Source organism: Streptomyces sp. NPDC102402, assembly GCF_044765765.1.
Lineage (GTDB): Bacteria > Actinomycetota > Actinomycetes > Streptomycetales > Streptomycetaceae > Streptomyces.
The window spans coordinates 119827-136172 of sequence record NZ_JBIWKR010000016.1 but is presented as its reverse complement, the minus strand read 5'-3'; the positions used below and the strand labels follow the sequence as shown (position 1 = coordinate 136172).

Genomic DNA, 16346 nt, shown 5'->3' with positions numbered 1-16346 from the left:
GGCCGGGCGGGTCAGCCGCCGAGCGCCGTCCGCAGGGCGCCGGGGTCGGCGTGCTCGCCCGCCCAGGCGATGTAGCCGTCGGGGCGTATGAGCAGGGTGGTCGCGCGGTCCCCCGTCCAGTGCGCGTGGACGAGAGGGGACGGCCCGGTGGGGGCGGGGCCGTGCGGCGGTGTGACCAGGACGGGGGATCCCTCGCGCAGGAGCTCCAGCAGGCGCCCTTCGGCCAGTCGCAGGTCGGGGGCGCGGGTGCCTGTGAGGCGGTGGCTGCCCTTCGGCGCGGGGTAGGAGATCCCCACTCCGGAGATCCTCCCCATGACCTTGTCCGAGGCCGGCCGCACTGCGGACAGGGCACGGGTGACAGTCGCCCGTGCGAGCCGCTGCAACGGGGTCCTGGCCATGGCCAGGCGGATGAGGGCGCCGCTGGCACGCAGGACCTGGGAGCCGACCGGATGCCTCTCGGCGTGGTAACTGTCGAGCAGCGCTTCGGGGCGGGCGGAGTGCCCCCGCAGGACCGCGGCCAGCTTCCAGGAGAGGTTCGCCGCGTCCTGGAGTCCGGTGTTCATGCCCTGGCCGCCCGCGGGGGAGTGGACATGGGCGGCGTCTCCGGCGAGGAAGACCCGGCCGGTGCGGTAGGCGGGCACCTGGCGCTCGTCGCTGTGGAAGCGCGAGATCCAGCGGGCGTCGTGCATGCCGTGGTCGGTGCCGAGCGCGGTGCGGGCGATCTCGCGCAGCTCGTCGAGCTCCACCGGGTCGCCGTCCTCGGCCTGGTGGGTGCGGTTCCAGCCCATGACGCGGTACCAGCCGTCGCCGAAGGGGGCGATGAAGGCGAACGCGTCGCCCGCGCCGCCGACCCTGAGGAGCGAGGAGGGCGGCTCGGTGAGGCGGACGTCCGCCAGGACGATGGACCTGATCACGGACTCGCCCGGGAAGGGCAGCCCGAGGGCCTCGCGGACGGAGCTGCGCACCCCGTCGGTCCCCACGAGGTAGCGGGCCTCGATGGTGGAGCGGGTCCCGTCGCTGTCGCGTATCCCGGCGGTGACCGTGCCGTCCGCGGCGGACTGGCTCAGGCCGAGCAGCTCGGTCCCGTACCGGAAGTCCACGCCCGCCTTGAGCGCGCGGTCCCTCAGCAGGTGCTCCACCTCGTACTGCGGGGTGATGAGGAGGAAGGGGAAGCGGCTCCGCAGCCGGGTCAGGTCGAGCGAGAGCCGGCTGAAGAGGCTCATCCGGGTGAGCGGGGTGCCGGTCGCGATCAGCGCGTCGGCGAGACCCCGGGTGTCGAGCAGCTCCAGGGTGCGTGCGTGCACGGCGAAGGCGCGCGTCAGGGTGCCCGCCTCGTGCGGGCGGCGCTCGACGAGGGTGACCGACAGGCCTTGGGCGGCGAGGTCGCCCGCCAGGAGCAGGCCGGTGGGGCCCGCGCCCACGACCACGACGTCAGTGGGGACGGAGCGGCTGGATTCGGTGCTGGACGTGCCGGTCATTGCGGCCTCCGAGTGAGACATGCCAACGCTTGTTGGTCAACGCTTGTTGGCAAAGGTAGGCGGGCGTGCCTGGCTTGTCAACGGATGTTGGCCTACAGTTGTTGGCATGACAGCGAGCGCTCCCTCCGCCCCCCGCCGCTCGGACGCCACCAAGGCGGCGATCCTCGAAGCCGCGCGAGAGCGGTTCGCCGCCGACGGGTACGAGCGCGCCACCATCAGGGCCATCGCCCGCGACGCGAACATCGACCCGTCCATGGTGATGCGCTACTACGGATCCAAGGAGGGGCTGTTCGCCGCCGCCTCCGCGTTCGACCTGCGGCTGCCCGCCCTGGGGGCGCTCCCCGGCAAGCACGTGGGCGCGGTGCTCGTCGGGCACTTCCTGGACCGCTGGGAGCAGGACGACGTGCTGACGGGCCTGCTCAGGGTCGGGGTCACCAACGAGGCGGGGGCCGAGAGGATGCGGGCCGTCTTCGCCGAGCAGCTCGGGCCGGTCACGGCCGGTGTCTGTCCCGATCCCGCCGACGCGCCCCGCCGTGCGGCGCTCGTCGCGTCGCAGATCCTGGGTATGGCGCTCGCGCGGTACGTCCTGCGGTTCGAGCCCGCTGTCACGATGTCCCGGGAGGAGATCGTCGGCTGGCTCGCACCCACGGTCCAGCGCTATCTGACGGCCGAGCGGCCCTGAGGGCGGGCAGCGGTCGCCGGACCGCCGGCACCCCCGGCCCCCCCGCCGGAACGCGCGGCTTCCGAGGCGGTGGGCGCGGCTTCTCAGGCGGTAGGCGCCTGGCTCCCCGCCCCGCCGAATTCACGTACTGCTTCGGCCACGATCGCTTCGAGGTGGGCGTGGTGGGCGCCCCGCCAGTACACCCGGCCGCAGGCGGCGCACTGCGCGAACACGTCGTAGGACGCCTGCGTGCCCTGCTCCAGGCGGCCGCTCACGGAGTCCTTGTCCGCCTCCGCGAGCTGCCCGTTACAGGCGGTGCAGCGGGTCCACGGCGCGAGTGCGGGGGCGAAGCGGCCCAGGATGTCGCGGAGCTGCTCCTCGGGCCGGTCGCTGTAGACGTACGCCCCCGCCCAGATCTCCCTGCGCCGGAGCAGCCCGCGGTCCCGGGAGAGCATCACGCGCCGCTGCTCCGCCGAGAGCGTGGCGAGCGCGGGGTCGCCGATGTCCTCGCTCTCGTACGCGGCGTCCACGCCCAGGAGCCGCAACCGCCGGGCGAGCGTGCCCAGATGGACGTCGAGCAGGAAGCGCAGCGGGGCGCCAGGCACCTGCTGGGGGCGTCGTACCGCGCGTACCTCGACCACTTCGCCCGCGCCGGGGATGTGGGACACGGGCACGGGACGGCCGTCGACGACGAGCTGCCCGGCCTCGGTGAGCGGGATGCCGAGCGACTCCACGACGTGTCCGAGGGTCGACGAGCCGTCCGTGGTGACGGTCGTGCGCCCCAGCCGGCGGTCGTGGGCGACGAAGAGCCGCAGTTCCGGAGCTACTTCGAGGGTGATCTCGGGTCCGTTCACCTGGTCAGGATGCCATTGCGCGGGGCACGCCAGCGAGAGGTTTCCGGCCGTGGGTGTCATCGCTGCGTGAAGGCGGCCGGAGGCACGCCCACCGTGGCCGTGAAGTCCCTGACCAGGTGCGCCTGATCGCTGTAGCCGAGATCGGCGGCGAGTCGCGCCCAGTCGGGTTCCGGGTCCGCCCCGGCTCGCTGCAGTGCCTCGTGGATGCGGTGGCGGAGGATGACCCACTTGGGCCCGACCCCCACATAGGTGGAGAAGAGCCGCTGCAGCGAGCGTACGGACATGCCCCCGGCCCGGGCGAGGGCGTCCACCCGCAGCAGCGAGCGGTCCGTGCGGACGAGCTCGGCGAGCTCCGTCGCGAGCTCCGCCCCCGCGTCCGGCGGGGGCAGGAGCGGGAGCAGATACGCGTCCAGGGCCGCGACCCGGGCGTCCTCGTCGGCCGGACCGAGTACGGCCCGCGCCGCCGCGGAGGCCGGGGGCCCGTGCACGGGGGCTGCCAGCGCCTCGTCCGCGCGGACCCGGCGCCCCGTCCACTCCGACACGGGCCGGCCCGGGGCGAACGGACGGAAGGCGCCGGGCCGGAACTTCACGCCGCACACCCGCCCGCTGCCCTCCAGCCGCCGGCTGAACAGTCCCCGCACGACGCCGTAGACCTCGGCGGAGTCCGCGCGTTCCGTCTCGCTGTCCGACTCCGTTCGCTGGAAGACCAGATGGACGCTCGGGTGCGGCACCACGTGCGAGGTGTAGGGCTCCGAGAGGTCCCAGTCGATCAGCCAGTAGTGCTCCAGATGGGGCCGCAGCGCCGGGGCGGGGTCGCGGAGACGGAAGCGGACGTGGGTGAACAGGTCGGGGGCGTCGACGATGCCCCGTGTATCGCGTCCTGGTCCGGCCATGGCCGGATCCTAGGTCGGGCGACCGGCCGCGCTGTCGTGTTTCTTCAAGACGTCGCGCCCGGCCGGGTGGATCGTCGAAGGCATGAAGACGATCAGTGAACTCCTCGAGAAGGCAGCCGCACAGGCGGACCCCGTCGTGCGGGGCATCGACGACGGCCAGTTGGCGGGGCCCACGCCCTGCGGCGAGTACGACGTCCGGGCACTGCTGAACCATCTCTTCGTCGTGATCGAGAATTTCCAGGCCCTCGCGGTCAAGGGCTCGACCGATTTCAGCCGGACGGATGACGTCGTCACGGGGGACTGGCGCGGCCGGTTCGACGACGCGACGGCGCTGTTGGTGAAGGCATGGGCCGAGCCGGGAGCGGAGGAGGGAACCCCCGGAAAGATGGGGATGCCGGCCAGGACGGTGGGGCTCATGGTGCTGGGGGACCTGACCGTGCACGCCTGGGACCTGGCCAGGGCGACGGGCCAGGGGTTCGAGCCGGACCCTGCCGTGGTGGCGGAGCTGGGGCCGGGGCTCGAAGCGATGGCTCCGCAGGCGCGGGAGATGAAGGTGTTCGGCGAGCCGTTCCCCGTGGCGCCCGGCGCTACGGCTTTCGAGCGGGTGCTGGCCGTGACGGGCCGCGATCCGGGCTGGAGTCCGGCGCGCCGCTGACGGCCGTGTGCCCGGCGGGGAGCGGGGTGGCCGGGACGGCGTAGAGCCTGCCGAGGGCGGCGTAGGCGCTGTCGACGACGGCCTCGGCGAGGGCCACCGCCTCACGAGCGGCGAGCCGGGCCGCCCGGCGGGTGTACGGCGACGGCGGGTACCGGCGCAGGCGCCGGCAGTCGCAGACGGCGTACACCCCGCTCGCGACGACGACGGCCGGAACGGTCAGGGTCAGCAGCAGGTCGTCCATGCCGGGCCTCCTCGGGGGCGTGCTCCTCGTGCCCCTTGCATCGGCAGCCCCGACGGTGTGGCTGGAGATCATTCTTCGGCCAATGAATGGCCGAAGAATGATCACCGCAGCTGCCTGAGAGCGGCGCTTCCGCGGGAGGACCGTCCTCAGGGCCCGAGTCCGGGACGTGCCCCCAACAGCCGCGCCGCGCCCAGGAGCTGTCACGCGCCGAGCCCCCGGGCCGGTACGCCACCGGCCGCCCCCCGCCCCCGGTCCGGTACGCCCCAATCCCCGGGCCGGTACGCCGAGCCCCCGGCCGGTGCGCCACCGGCCGCCCCGCGCCCCCGGCGTCAGCCTTCCTCCGGCGGCCCGGCACGGTCCAGGCGCGCGTGCGCGGGGTCAGGGCGAACTCCTCGGCCCGTGCCGGCCGGGCCCGTACTTTCGCGACCTGTTCGGACGCGCGACCTTCGACTGGCACTCCATCGCGCCCAGGACGCTGAAGAGGACGCCCGCCACTGAGATCACCGTGATGGTGATCACAGTGATCTGCGTCGTCGTCACGGAGAGCCTTGCCGTCGGCGTCGTCGTGGGGTCGGTCACAGCGATGGTCGTCCTCACACGGCGGATCGCGCACCTCCCCGATGTCACGCCGGTCACCGACCGGGAGCGCGGCCGGGTCGTCCGCTCCCTCTTCGGCGAGCTCTTCCTCGCCTCGTCCCACGACCTCGTCGGCCGGTTCGACTACCGGGCGATGCGGGCGAGGCCGTCATCGACCCGAGCGCCGCGCACATCTGGGACGCGTCCGCGGTGGCGACGCCGGACGCCGTCACCCCGAAGTACGAACAGCGGGGCAGAGCGTCGAGATCAACGGGCTCAGCAAGCGGAGTGCCGACCTCCACGGCTCTCTCGGCGGCCGGCTCGGCGGGGGCGGCCGAGGTGCGCCGCCTGTGAATTTCCTCTCCGGGAAAGGCGGACGCAGCGCCCTCCGCGCCGCCCTGAACCGAGGGGGGTGGGTTGCCATTCCCTCCTCGACTGGGCAATGGTTGCCGAAGGGAAAGTAACTTTCGTCCAGTTGGAAGGTGGTGCGACTCGCTCCCGGCGGGTCCCCCCTCATGGCTCCTCCGAAGGAAGACATCGCCACGACAAAGCACCGACAGTTCACGTCCGGCCTGTGGGCGACAGCCCCGTGTCCCGCGATCGTCGTCGACAGGGCCGGAACGGTCGTCGACCTGAACCCCGCCGCCGACTCGCTCCTGGCCGGCGTGAGGCCTGGGGCCACCCTGCCGGAGTCGGTGCCCGCCTGGCTGGCACGTGCCCACCAGGAGTCGACGGCCTCCCTCGCCGGTCCGGGGGAAGCGGCGCTCCGCCCCGCGTTCCGGGGGCAGATCGGTGCGCGGAGCTTCGAGGCGCATCCGATCCCGCACCGGGACGGCGACACGGTCTGGTGGCTGGTCGACGACACCGGCCGGCGACGCGTGGAGGAGGAACTCGCCACGGAGCGGGAGCGGACCGAATTCCTCGCCGAGGCGTCGAACACCCTCCTGTCCTCGCTGAACACCGACCGCTGCATGCGGGCCACCGCCCAACTCGCCTCCCGGTACCTCGCGGAGGCCGCCGTCGTCCTCCTGCCCGCGTCGGGGCGGAAGCTGCCCCTGGCGTACGCCGTCGACGGCGGGGCCGCGGTGCGCACCACGGTGACGGCGGACCCCGCCCAGGTCCCCGGGCTGAGCGAGGCGTTGCAGGGCTTCCCGCCCGTCCCCTCCCGGTGGATCGACCCCGCCTCACTGCCGGGCTGGCTCCTGCCGGAGGGCTTCAGCGACACCGTCGGGTCGGCCGCGGTCACCCCGCTTCCGGGCCACGGCGTCCCGGCGGGCGTCCTGGTGCTGCTGCGCGGCACGGGTTCCACGGAGTTCAGCGAGAACGAGGAGGTCTTCGCCCGGCTGTTCGCCGCGCGGGCCGGCGCCGCGCTGTCCGCCGCGCGGCTGTACGCCGAGCAGAGCGACATCACCCGGACCCTGATGCGGGATCTGCTGCCGCCCACGCTGGAACGGGTGAACGGGGTCGAGTTCGCCGGTGGCTACCAGCCCGCCGCCGCGCAGGACCGGGTGGGCGGCGACTTCTACGACGTGCACCCGGGCAGCGCGGCCGGGGACGCGTCCCTGGCGGTCCTCGGCGACGTGTGCGGGAAGGGCCTGGACGCGGCCGTCCTCACCGGCAAGATCCGCAACACGCTCCAGGCACTGACGCCGATGGCGGGCGACCACCAACGGATGCTGCGGCTGCTCAACGGGGCGCTCCTCAACTCGCACCACACCCGCTTCGCGACGCTGGTGCTGGCCTCGGTCCGGCGCGAGCAGAGCCGGGTGCGCCTGCGTCTCACGTCGGCCGGCCATCCCGCCCCGCTGGTGATCCGCAACGACGGCCGGGTCGAGGAGATCGACACCCGGGGGACCCTGGTCGGGGCGCTGCCCCACATCGAGACCCGCACCGCGGAGACCGACCTCCTCCCCGGGGAGACGTGCCTGCTCTACACCGACGGCGTCACCGAGGCCCGCGGAGGCCCTCTCGGCGACGAGATGTTCGGCGAGGAACGGCTGATGAGGGCCGTGGCGGAGTGCGCGGGCATGCCGGGCACCGCCGTGGTCGAGCGCGTCCAGATGCTCGCGTCCCAGTGGCTGCACGACGGCAGGCACGACGACATGGCGCTCGTCGCGATCACCGCCCCCTTGACCACACATCTGAGTGCGGTGGACGGCCACACCCGGGGCAGGTACACCGCATGAGTACAGACACCCTCGCCGCGCCCCGGATCCGTGGTCTGCGGGACCAGCTGTGGGACGCGGTGACCGAGCGTGACGAACACGCCGCCGCAGCCGTGGTCTTCAGAGCCCTGGACGACGGAGTCGACCCGGAGACCGCGCTGCTGGACGTCATCGCACCCGTGCAGGCACGGGTCGGCACCGAGTGGGCGGCCAACCGCCTCGGCGTGGCGCAGGAGCACGCGGCCAGTGCCATCGCCGAGCGGGTCATCGCCGCGCTCGCCCACCACCCCGCCGTGCGCACCCCGCCGCGACTGGGCCGGGTCATCGTGGCCTGCGTGGACCAGGAGTGGCACGTGCTGCCTGCCCGTCTCCTGGCCGAGGTGCTCACCCTGCGCGGGTGGCAGGTCGACTTCCTCGGGGCCCAGGTGCCCACGCCGCACCTCATCGGGCACCTGCACAGCCACGGCGCCGACCTGGTCGCGCTGTCCTCCTCGATCCCCACCCGGCTGCCCACCGCGCACGCGGCGATCACCGCGTGCCAGGCCGCGGGAGTACCGGTCCTGGCGGGCGGGGCGGCGTTCGGTCCCGACGGCAGGTACGCACGCCTGCTCGGTGCCGACGCCTGGGCACCCGACGCGCGTGCCGCGGCGAGCCGCATCGCCGAGGGCATCCCCGATCCCGTGCGGTCCGCAGGCGGGCACCGGACGGACGGCCTGCCGCACCTCGCCGACCAGGAGTACACCCTCGTCGTCCGCAGCAGGCCGCAGCTCGTGCGGGCGGTGCTGGCCCAGCTCGAGAGCCGCTTCCCCCAGGCAGCGGGCTACACCGAGCAGCAACGCGAGCACACGGCGCAGGACATCGCCCACATCGTCGAATACCTGGGTGTGGCCCTCTACACGGACGACGAAGAGCTCTTCACGGACTTCCTCTCCTGGACCGCGGGCATCCTCGAGGCCCGGCGGGTCCCGGCCGTGTCCTTGCTGCCGGTTCTCGACGTCCTGGGGGCGGAGCTCAAGGACTTTCCCCGGTCCACCCGGCTGCTCAAGGGGGCGCGCACCGTCCTGGACGCCCACCTGGCGGCGGCCGGCCACCACCCCGGAGGCCAGGAATGACCGAGTTCCCCGGTCCGCCGCTCACGCTGGCGGCCGAATCCGTTCCCGGTGCCGTACGCCTGCGTCTCGTCGGCGACCTGGACTACGACACCGGCGATCAGCTCGTGGAACGGGCCCGGGAGTGCCTCGCCGGCCGCCCCGGCCCGCGCGATCTCTTCCTGGACTGCGAACGGCTGCGGCTGTGCGACTCGACGGGTCTCTCCAGCCTGCTGCTGATCCACCGCGCCACGACGTCCCAGGGAGTGGCACTGCACCTGGAGAACCCGCCCGGCTTCCTCCGCAAGATCCTGGACGTCACCGGGACCGGAGAGCTCTTCGTCCTCGACGGGGAGGAACGGCAGGCCGAGCAGGCCGAGGACGGGCCGCCGCCCGGCGCAGCCCGGCACCAGGCCGTGCCGCCGTCGGCGCCTTCCGGCTGAGGCGACCGCGCCCCGACGACGGCCGGAGGGCCCGGCAGTGGTCAGGAGCAGTGGTCTGGAGTGGCTGACCGGCGGTCAGGAGCGGCTGACCGGCGGTCAGGAGGCCCTCGGCGGCCTGCCGAGGGCGGCGTCGAGCGACGGATGGATCCGGAGCACCTGGTCGAGACCCGCGGTCCGCAGGAGCCGCGTCAGGGCCGGTCCAGGTGCGGCGATGCGCAGATCCGTCCGCTGGTGCACCTCGATGAGAAGGCTGAGGAAGGACGAGTCCGCGAAGGTCACCGCGGACGCCTCCAGCACGACGACCTCGTGCCCGGCCACGGCCTGCCACAGCGCGATGAAGAGCGGATCGACGCTGTCCGAGTCGATGTCACCCCGGGCCCGGACCGTCCAGCAGCCGCCGATCTCGCCTTCGGACGCCACCACGGGCGTGCCGGCCGGTGAGGAGTTGTCGAGGGGCTCGCGGACCATGCGGGAAATTATGCCAACGGTCCGCGGGTGAGCAGGGCCGGGCGGGGACGGAGCTGCCGGCCGGGCGCCGCTCAGGCGAGGGCGACCAGCGCGACGATGTGCTTGCCACCGGGGAGATACGTGACGGACACCCGCTTCGCCAGCCTGCGCACCAGCAGCCAGCCGTACCCGCCCACCGTGACGACGCCCGGGGCACGCTCCGCCGTGACCGGCGCCCGCGTACTGGCATCGGCGACGGTGAGGAGGAGGCCGTCGTCGGTGATCTCCGCCGTGAACCCGGTGAGGCCGCCGCCGTGCCGGACGGCGTTCGTCACCAGCTCCGAGGTCACGAGCAGGGCGTCGGCGACGACGACATCGGCCGGCCCTTCCCCGGCCAGCCCGCAGAACTCTGCTTCCAGGAGCCGGGTGACGACGTCCCGCGCGGCGGCCGCGTTCCTCGGAACGCCGGGCAGGTGACCGGCGTCCTCCGGTCGCTTCATGGCGTACGGGCCGGCGGCCTCCACCGGCCCATCGGCCGGACGCACGCCGTCCCACAGCACTTCTCGTTCCCCGTCCATTACCTTCTGCGCCTGCCCGACCGGGCCCGGATCACACGCGCCGACGGGGCACCGGCTGCCGGCCGGCGCGGCCCGCGGCCGGTCAGCATGAGAGCGCCGCGTCCACCGTGTCGGCGAACGTGAAGGCGCCGAGCGTGCCCGAGACCTCGAAGAGCCGGCGCACACCCGTTCCCAGTGGCCCGGCCAGAACCAGCCGCACCCCGGCCTCGTCGTGGCGGCGCTGGGCGTTCAGCAAGGCGTGCAGCCCCGTCGAGTCGGCGAACTCCAGCAGGGACAGATCGGCCACGGTCAGCCGCCCGCCACGCCCGGCGGCCTCCTCCAGCGCCTCGACCAGCCCGGAAGGGCCGGACCATCCGTCCAGGCTCCCCCGGACACGGACCAGGACGACACCGTCGTCCGTGGCCTCCACGACCACACGCAGTTCATCCGCCGTCATGCGCCATATGGTGCTACACCGGCGCTGAGGTGTGGAGCCCGCCTGCCCTTTCGCCCTTGCCGGGCCTCCGGATCAGGGCCACACCAGGCAGTACGCCTGGTGTCCCGCGTCGTGCAGCCGGTGCGAGAAGTCCTGCCACTCGTGGAGCAGTTGGTAGACGTTGAAGGCGTCCCGCGGGCCGCCGCGGTCCGGGACCGTGGACCAGATGAAGGCCGCCGCACCGACCGATTCCTCGCCGACGTCCCGCAGCGGGTCGACCACGGTCATCGGCAGCTTGACCACCGCGTAGTCGGGGTGGAGCACGACCAGCTCCAGCGGGGGGACCTTGTGCAGGGGTATGCCCTGTATCCCGGTGAGGACCATGGCCGCCACCGTCTCGGGCTTGATCTTGCTGAACATGCCGCCCATGCCCAGCTCGTCGCCGCCCAGCTCCTCAGGACGCATGGAGATGGGCACGCGCGCGGCGGTGGCCCCGTCAGGGGCACCGAAGTACTTGTAGGTCACCCCCACCCGTCCACTGCTCCTGCTCCCGGAACCATCGGCACCATCCGCCCGGTCGTCCCGCACCCGCTCGGCCCGGTCGTCCCGTACTCGCTCGGCCTCACGCCGGTGCCGCCCTCGCCGGGCAGGCTCGGGCCCCAGGTCGTCGGTCCCTTCGCCCACTCCGCCACCGCGATGCATATCTCATCCACCCGACTACTTCTTAGGAGACACAGCCCCGCCGCGCAACCCGATCATCGTCAGTGACCTCCCCCACGGGCGTGCGGTGAAACACCTGTCCGCAAGACCGTCGACGCCTCTGACACCATGGCATGTGTGAGCTTTCCCTATGACGCCCCAGTTTCGCAGACGCGAGGAGACTGACGCCCTTTCGTTGTACGAGCCTCATACGGGGAGAGCGCGCTCCCTGCTCACCGGCGGCCGGGAATTCCGGCCAGGCCCCCCGAACCCCGAATCGCAGATCAGGACCAAAGTGGCGTATTCATACGAAGCCCCAGTTTCGCAGACGCTTTTCGACCGTGCGTCCCTCGTGACGCCCGGCGGCGTGAACTCCCCCGTGCGTGCCTTCCGGGCTGTGGGCGGTACGCCCCGGTTCATGGTGTCCGGTACGGGTCCGTACCTCACCGACGCCGACGGCCGTGAGTACGTCGACCTCGTGTGTTCGTGGGGGCCGATGATCCTCGGCCACGCGCACCCCGAGGTCATCGCGGCCGTCCAGGACGCGGTGGCCCGGGGTACCTCGTTCGGTACGCCGGGTGAGGGCGAGGTCGCGCTCGCCGAGGAGATCGTCGCCCGGATCGAGCCCGTGGAGCAGGTGCGGCTCGTGTCGTCCGGCACCGAGGCGACCATGTCCGCGATCCGGCTCGCCCGCGGATTCACCGGGCGTGCCAAGGTCGTGAAGTTCGCCGGGTGCTACCACGGCCACGTCGACGCCCTGCTGGCCGCGGCCGGCTCCGGGGTCGCCACCTTCGGCCTTCCCGACACGCCCGGCGTGACCGGTGCCCAGGCGGGCGACACGATCGTGCTGCCGTACAACGACCTGGACGCCGTGCGCGCGGCCTTCGCCGCGCAGCCGGGCGAGATCGCCTGTGTGATCACCGAGGCCTCCCCGGGCAACATGGGCGTCGTGCCGCCGCTGGACGGCTTCAACGCCGGCCTGAAGGAGATCTGCGCGGCCAACGGCGCGCTGTACATCTCCGACGAGGTGATGACCGGCTTCCGTACGTCGAAGGCCGGCTGGTACGGCATCGACGGGGTGCGGCCCGACCTGATGACCTTCGGCAAGGTCATGGGCGGCGGCTTCCCGGCCGCGGCCTTCGGCGGCCGTGCCGACGTGATGGCCCACCTGGCCCCGGCCGGCCCCGTCTACCAGGCGGGCACCCTCTCGGGGAACCCCGTCGCCACCGCCGCGGGCCTCGCCCAGCTGCGGCTGCTCGACGACGCGGCGTACGCGAAGGTCGACGCGGTCTCCGCGGAGCTGCGCTCCCTGGTCGGCGAGGCGTTCACCAAGGAGGGCGTCGCGCACACGGTGTCGGCGGCGAGCAACATGTTCTCCGTCTTCTTCACCGACGAGCCGGTACGGAACTACGAGGACGCGAAGAAGCAGGAGGCCTTCCGCTTCACCGCGTTCTTCCACTCGATGCTGGAGCAGGGCGTGTATCTGCCGCCGTCCGCCTTCGAGTCCTGGTTCGTGTCCACCGCACACGACGCGCGGGCTCTCGAGCGGATCGCCGCGGCGCTGCCCGCCGCCGCCCGCGCCGCATCGGAGGCCACCGCATGAGCGAGCACAGCGACAAGGACATCACCGTCGTCCACCTGATGCGCCACGGAGAGGTGCACAACCCGGACGGTGTCCTCTACGGGCGCCGTGCCGGTTACAGCCTCTCCGACCTCGGCCGCCGGATGGCCGACCGGGTCGCGGAGCACCTGGAGAAGCGCGACATCACCCACGTCGTCGCCTCCCCGCTGGAGCGCGCCCAGGAGACGGCCACTCCCATCGCCAAGTCCCACAGCGTGGAGCTGGCCACCGACGGGCGGCTCATCGAGGCCGCCAACGTCTTCGAGGGGAAGACCTTCGGGGTCGGTGACGGCGCGCTGCGCAAGCCCGGGAACTGGAAGCACCTGACCAACCCGTTCAAGCCGTCCTGGGGCGAGCCGTACGTCGAGCAGGTCGTACGGATGATGGGCGCCCTGGACGCGGCGCGTGACGCGGCCCGCGGGCACGAGGCGGTCTGTGTCAGCCACCAGCTGCCGATCTGGATCGTGCGGAGCTTCGTGGAGCGGCGCAGGCTGTGGCACGACCCGCGCAAGCGGGAGTGCACCCTGGCCTCGCTGACGAGCTTCACGTACCAGGGCGACACGATCGTCTCCGTCGGTTACACGGAGCCGGCCCGGGACCTGGTGCCGGCGCATCTGCTCGCGGGCGCGAAGCCGGTGAAGGGGAAGTCCAAGGCGTTCGGGGCGTAGAGGCCCCTGCCCCGCGCGTACCGCCGGTCTGTATGTCATGTGCAGTACCTGTAAGGGTCCGTTCACGTGACAACTTTTATGATTATCGGCGGAACCGACGTGTTGCATTCCTCATCTAAGCCATCGCCAGTTTGTATGGCCTTGAGGTAATACGACCGCAGATGGGGACGCTATGCGTGAAATCAACCGGAGGGGCCTGCTGGGGGCCGGACTCGGAGCCGCAGCCGCACTGTCGATGACGGGCTGCGGCTCCCTCGGTTCTTCCAGCGGTGGTCGCCAGGAGCCCGAGAAAGGGTCCCACGGCGGTAAAGGGACACACGGGAACGGCGGAGGCCCTCCAGGAAAACAGGTCAGGCTGATCGGTGACGGCTCCACGGCCGACACCGGAAAGCAGCCGAATCAGCCGACCGCCCCGGTCCCGCTCGAAGCCGGACAGACACCGCCGCAGTTCGTGATCTTTTCCTGGGACGGGGCGGGCGAGGTCGGCAACGGGCTCTTCCCGCGATTCCTCGAACTCGCCGAGGAACACGACGCGGCGATGACCTTCTTCCTCTCCGGGCTCTATGTGCTGCCCGAGTCGAAGAAGTCCCTCTACCGGCCGCCCAACAACCCCCGGGGCGCCTCGGACATCGGCTATCTCACCGACGACCACGTCAAGCAGACCCTGAAGTACGTCCGCCAGGCATGGCTCGACGGCCATGAGATCGGAACCCACTTCAACGGGCACTTCTGCGGTGGTTCCGGATCGGTCGGCGACTGGACGCCCGCGCAATGGCAGAGCGAGATCGACCAGGCGGTCTCGTTCGTCACCGAATGGCGGACGAACACCGGCTGGCAGGATCTCGACCCGCTGCCCTTCGACTACCGCAAGGAACTCGTCGGAGGCCGTACGCCCTGCCTGCTCGGCCAGGACAATCTCCTCCCTACGGCGAAACAGCTGGGCTGGCGCTATGACGCGAGCTCACCCGGCGGCACCCAGATGTGGCCCGAGAAGCGCCAGGGCGTCTGGGACCTGCCGCTCCAGGGAATTCCGTTCCCCGGCCATACCTTCGAAGTCCTCTCGATGGACTACAACATCCTCGCCAACCAGTCGAAGAACTCGACCAACGGGATGCCCTCGCGTTATCCGGGGTGGCGCACCCAGGCCACCCAGGCGTACATCGCCGGATTCGACCGCGCCTACGAGACGAACCGCGCGCCCTTCTACATCGGTAACCACTTCGAGGAGTGGAACGGCGGCATCTATATGGACGCCGTGGAGGACGCGCTCAAACACATCGCGGGCAAGCCGGATGTGCGCCTCGTCTCCTTCCGGCAGTTCGCCGACTGGCTCGACGTACAGGATCCGGCCGTGCTCGCGAAGCTTCGTACGCTCCAGGTCGGTCAAGCTCCAGACGGCGGCTGGAACGCCTTCTTTAAACAGGCCTGACAAGGGGCTTTACGGGCACCGAGGGGGGTGCGCAAGATCCCCGGAACTGCCATGCGAAACTTTTCACATGAGCTCTGGCCGCGCACCCCGACGCCGCTTCACCCTGCTCGCCGCCACGGCAGTGGCCGGTGCCCTGACCCTGTCCGCGTGCAGTGGTGACGGCACCAAGGCGGGCGGCGGCGGCAACACGAACTTCGTGACCGGCAGCGGTGGCATCTCCACCGTCGCCAAGGGCGAGCGCACCGAGGCACCGAAGCTCGACGGCGCGACCCTGGACGGCGAGAACCTCGACGTCGCCGACTACAAGGGCAAGGTCGTCGTCCTGAACTTCTGGGGATCGTGGTGCGGCCCCTGCCGCGCCGAGGCCAAGCACTTCGAGAAGGTCGCCCAGGAGACGAAGGGCGACGGTGTCCAGTTCGTCGGCGTGAACACCCGGGACAGCCAGAAGAGCCTCGCCATCAGCTTCGAGGAGGACTTCGGTGTCACCTACCCGAGCCTCTACGACCCGACCGGCAAGCTGCTCCTGCGCTTCCCCAAGGGCACGCTCAACCCGCAGGCCATCCCCTCCACCGTGGTGATAGACCGTGACGGGAAGCTCGCCTCCCGCTCGCTCGCGGCGCTCGACGCGGACAAGCTGCGCGAGATGATCGACCCGCTGGTCGCCGAGAAGTGACCGCGGTGCTGGAACTCGCCGCGAGCAACGAGACGGTCCTCAGCGGAGCCCTCATAGTGGCGCTGCCCATCGCGCTGCTCGGCGGACTCGTCTCCTTCTTCTCCCCGTGCGTCCTGCCCCTGGTCCCCGGCTACCTCAGCTACGTCACCGGGGTCAGCGGCACCGACCTGGCGGAGGCCCGACGCGGCAGGACCGTCGCGGGGGCCTCCCTCTTCGTCCTGGGCTTCACCGCCGTGTTCGTGTCCGGCGGCGCCCTCTTCGGCTTCTTCGGCGGGACCCTCCAGGAGTACAGCGGCACCCTGTCCAAGGTCCTCGGCGGCCTGATGATCCTCATGGGGATCTTCTTCATGGGCCTCATGCCCTGGATGACGCAGCGCGAGTTCCGCATCCACAAACGGCCGGTGACCGGGCTGGCAGGGGCGCCCCTGCTCGGCGCGCTCTTCGGTGTCGGCTGGACACCCTGTCTCGGCCCCACGCTCGCCTCCGTCAACACGCTCGCCTTCGACCAGGCGACCGCGGGCCGCGGGGCGATCCTGTCCGTGGCGTACTGTCTCGGCCTCGGCGTCCCCTTCGTCCTGGCGGCGATCGCCTTCCGCCGGGCACTCGGCGCGTTCGGCTGGGTCAAGCGCCACTACGCATGGGTCATGCGGATCGGCGGCGGCATGATGATCGTGACCGGGCTGCTCCTGCTGACGGGCGCCTGGGACGCGCTCATCCAGCAGACACAGAGCTGGTCCAACGGCTTCACTGTAGGGATCTGAG

18 protein-coding genes and 1 pseudogene are annotated in these 16346 nt (G+C 71.7%); 11 read left to right on the top strand and 8 right to left on the bottom strand.

Annotated elements, in window-relative coordinates:
- Nucleotides 1-11: 11 nt before the first annotated feature.
- Nucleotides 12-1478, bottom strand: a complete 1467-nt coding sequence (locus ACIRJR_RS31620) for an FAD-dependent oxidoreductase (RefSeq protein ID WP_403786978.1) — start codon at nt 1476-1478, stop codon at nt 12-14.
- 106 nt (nt 1479-1584) lie between these two features.
- Between ACIRJR_RS31620 and ACIRJR_RS31615 the strand changes: the two genes are divergently transcribed.
- The gene (locus ACIRJR_RS31615) at nt 1585-2160 is read left to right on the top strand and encodes a TetR family transcriptional regulator (RefSeq protein ID WP_403786976.1); all 576 of its coding nucleotides are present in this window, start codon (nt 1585-1587) and stop codon (nt 2158-2160) included.
- 83 nt (nt 2161-2243) lie between these two features.
- On the opposite strand, the gene ACIRJR_RS31610 is transcribed toward ACIRJR_RS31615, so the two are convergent.
- A complete protein-coding gene (locus tag ACIRJR_RS31610; protein WP_403786974.1) occupies nt 2244-2993 on the bottom strand; it encodes a Mut7-C RNAse domain-containing protein in 750 nt (249 codons plus the stop codon).
- A 56-nt stretch (nt 2994-3049) separates the two neighbouring features.
- Nucleotides 3050-3886, bottom strand: a complete 837-nt coding sequence (locus ACIRJR_RS31605) for a DUF6597 domain-containing transcriptional factor (protein ID WP_403786972.1) — start codon at nt 3884-3886, stop codon at nt 3050-3052.
- Between the two features lie 82 nt (nt 3887-3968).
- On the opposite strand from ACIRJR_RS31605, the gene ACIRJR_RS31600 reads away from it, so the two are divergent.
- Nucleotides 3969-4541, top strand: a complete 573-nt coding sequence (locus ACIRJR_RS31600) for a TIGR03086 family metal-binding protein (protein WP_403786970.1) — start codon at nt 3969-3971, stop codon at nt 4539-4541.
- Here the strand turns inward: ACIRJR_RS31600 and ACIRJR_RS31595 are convergent.
- Complete coding sequence (locus tag ACIRJR_RS31595; protein WP_403786968.1) at nt 4474-4782, bottom strand: hypothetical protein; 309 nt, start codon at nt 4780-4782, stop codon at nt 4474-4476. The two genes, ACIRJR_RS31600 and ACIRJR_RS31595, sit on opposite strands and share 68 nt — an antisense overlap.
- 439 nt (nt 4783-5221) lie before the next feature.
- Between ACIRJR_RS31595 and ACIRJR_RS31590 the strand changes: the two are divergent.
- The 4 genes and pseudogenes from ACIRJR_RS31590 to ACIRJR_RS31575 form a co-directional block, all read left to right on the top strand.
- Nucleotides 5222-5690: pseudogene (locus ACIRJR_RS31590) on the top strand (sodium-independent anion transporter); the annotation flags it as partial.
- Between the two features lie 183 nt (nt 5691-5873).
- Entirely contained in the window at nt 5874-7544 is a 1671-nt protein-coding gene (locus ACIRJR_RS31585) for a SpoIIE family protein phosphatase (protein WP_403786966.1), read from the top strand.
- A complete protein-coding gene (locus ACIRJR_RS31580; RefSeq protein ID WP_403786964.1) occupies nt 7541-8635 on the top strand; it encodes a B12-binding domain-containing protein in 1095 nt (364 codons plus the stop codon). The genes ACIRJR_RS31585 and ACIRJR_RS31580 overlap by 4 nt, the downstream gene beginning before the upstream one ends.
- Nucleotides 8632-9054 (top strand): STAS domain-containing protein, encoded by a 423-nt coding sequence (locus tag ACIRJR_RS31575; RefSeq protein WP_403786962.1) that lies wholly within the window; start codon nt 8632-8634, stop codon nt 9052-9054. The genes ACIRJR_RS31580 and ACIRJR_RS31575 overlap by 4 nt, the downstream gene beginning before the upstream one ends.
- A 96-nt stretch (nt 9055-9150) precedes the next feature.
- Here the strand turns inward: ACIRJR_RS31575 and ACIRJR_RS31570 are convergent, their stop codons facing one another.
- The 4 genes from ACIRJR_RS31570 to ACIRJR_RS31555 form a co-directional block, all read right to left on the bottom strand.
- Complete coding sequence (locus ACIRJR_RS31570; protein WP_403786960.1) at nt 9151-9522, bottom strand: STAS domain-containing protein; 372 nt, start codon at nt 9520-9522, stop codon at nt 9151-9153.
- Nucleotides 9523-9593: 71 nt separating this feature from the next.
- Nucleotides 9594-10079 carry an ATP-binding protein gene (locus ACIRJR_RS31565; RefSeq protein ID WP_403786958.1) on the bottom strand — a complete coding sequence of 162 codons (486 nt, stop codon included), beginning with the start codon at nt 10077-10079 and terminating at the stop codon, nt 9594-9596.
- 82 nt (nt 10080-10161) lie between these two features.
- Complete coding sequence (locus ACIRJR_RS31560; RefSeq protein ID WP_403786956.1) at nt 10162-10515, bottom strand: STAS domain-containing protein; 354 nt, start codon at nt 10513-10515, stop codon at nt 10162-10164.
- 72 nt (nt 10516-10587) lie between these two features.
- Complete coding sequence (locus tag ACIRJR_RS31555) at nt 10588-11196, bottom strand: hypothetical protein (RefSeq protein WP_403786954.1); 609 nt, start codon at nt 11194-11196, stop codon at nt 10588-10590.
- Between the two features lie 292 nt (nt 11197-11488).
- On the opposite strand from ACIRJR_RS31555, the gene hemL reads away from it, so the two are divergent.
- From hemL to ACIRJR_RS31530, 5 genes are all read left to right on the top strand, one after another.
- Nucleotides 11489-12796, top strand: a complete 1308-nt coding sequence (hemL, locus tag ACIRJR_RS31550) for a glutamate-1-semialdehyde 2,1-aminomutase (RefSeq protein WP_403786952.1) — start codon at nt 11489-11491, stop codon at nt 12794-12796.
- Nucleotides 12793-13482, top strand: coding sequence for a histidine phosphatase family protein (locus ACIRJR_RS31545; RefSeq protein WP_403786950.1), 690 nt, complete (start codon nt 12793-12795; stop codon nt 13480-13482). Before hemL ends, ACIRJR_RS31545 begins: the two co-directional genes overlap by 4 nt.
- Before the next feature lie 172 nt (nt 13483-13654).
- Nucleotides 13655-14911: a hypothetical protein gene (locus ACIRJR_RS31540; protein ID WP_403786948.1), complete on the top strand. Its 1257-nt coding sequence runs from the start codon at nt 13655-13657 to the stop codon at nt 14909-14911.
- A 67-nt stretch (nt 14912-14978) separates the two neighbouring features.
- On the top strand, nt 14979-15584 hold the full coding sequence (locus tag ACIRJR_RS31535) for a TlpA family protein disulfide reductase (protein ID WP_403786946.1): 606 nt from the start codon (nt 14979-14981) through the stop codon (nt 15582-15584).
- The gene (locus ACIRJR_RS31530) at nt 15581-16345 is read left to right on the top strand and encodes a cytochrome c biogenesis CcdA family protein (protein ID WP_403786944.1); all 765 of its coding nucleotides are present in this window, start codon (nt 15581-15583) and stop codon (nt 16343-16345) included. Before ACIRJR_RS31535 ends, ACIRJR_RS31530 begins: the two co-directional genes overlap by 4 nt.
- Nucleotide 16346: the final 1 nt, after the last annotated feature.